Source organism: Pseudomonas sp. 910_21, from assembly GCF_052850735.1.
In genome coordinates, this window is the sequence record NZ_VXCY01000028.1 from 1 (window position 1) to 1,384 (window position 1,384).

General features: G+C 61.4%; 1 protein-coding gene. It reads left to right on the forward strand.

The window, feature by feature from the left end; all coding sequences use genetic code 11:
- Positions 1-7: 7 nt before the first annotated feature.
- On the forward strand, positions 8-1,384 hold a 1,377-nt coding region (locus FW796_RS31825), incomplete at its 3' end, for an immunoglobulin-like domain-containing protein (protein ID WP_446440699.1).

Here is a 1,384-nt window from a genome sequence, read left to right on the forward strand (position 1 = left end):
TCCAGCCGTGACTGATGTCACTGACACTATCGATACCAGCACCGTTTCGTTAACCGCGACCCCAAGCGTCTCCGAAGGCGGCATCGTGGTGTACACAGCCTCGGTGTCCGCCCCAGTAACTGGCTCCCCGGTCGTAGTAACGCTGTCCAATGGCCAGACCATCACCATCCCGGTGGGCGAATCGTCCGCTACCGTGAACTTCACCGCACCCAACGATGCCCTGGCCGGTGGCAGCTCCTTGAGCACCACCATCACCAAGGCTGACGGCGGCAACTACGAGAAGCTGGAGATCAACGACAAGCCAGCTGAAACCTCGGTCACCGACACACCGGACACCACCACCCTCAGCGTGACTGCTACCGATACCGTGGCAGAAGGCGGTTCGATTGTTTACACCGCGACCCTGACCAACGCTGCCGGTACTCCGGTCACCGTGACCCTGAGCAACGGCGCGGTGATCACCATTGCCGCAGGCGCCACAACTGGCACCGCCACCGTCGCGGCACCAGCCGATGACGTCTACAAAGATGCCGGTAAGGTTGAAGTCACCATCACCAAAGCGGATGGCGGCAACTTCGAGAACCTGGTCACCAACCCAGCTCCGGCTGTGACTGATGTCACCGACACCATCGACACTTCCACCGTCAGCCTGACTGCTACGCCAAGCGTCGCCGAAGGCGGCATCGTGGTTTACACCGCATCGGTCACCGCGCCAGTGACTGGCTCGCCGGTTGTGGTGACCCTGTCCAACGGACAGACCATCACTATTCCAGTGGGCGAGTCCTCCGGCAGCGTGAACTTCACTGCACCGAATGACGCCCTGGCTGGCGGTAGCTCTCTGAGCACCACCATCACCAAGACCGATGGCGGTAACTACGAAAAACTGGAAATCAGCGATAAACCCGCTGAGACCAGCGTTACCGATACGCCAGATACCACCACCCTGAGCCTGTCGGCCACCGACTCCGTGGCCGAAGGTGGGTCCATCGTCTACACCGCCACCCTGACCAACGCCGCTGGCACACCGGTCACGGTCACACTCTCCAACGGTGCCGTCATCACCATCGCGGCAGGCGCCACTTCGGGGACTGCAACCGTTGCCGCTCCTGCGGATGATGTTTACAAAGATGCCGGCAAGGTCGAAGTCACCATCAGCAAGGCCGAGGGCGGCAACTTCGAGAACCTGGAAACCAACCCGGCTCCAGCGGTGACCGATGTCACCGATACTATCGATACGTCGACGGTGAGCCTGACCGCCACGCCAAGCGTGGCCGAAGGTGGAACCGTGGTGTACACCGCATCGGTCACCGCGCCAGTGACTGGCTCGCCAGTGGTAGTGACCCTGTCCAACGGCCAGACCATCACTATTCCAGTGGGCGAGTCC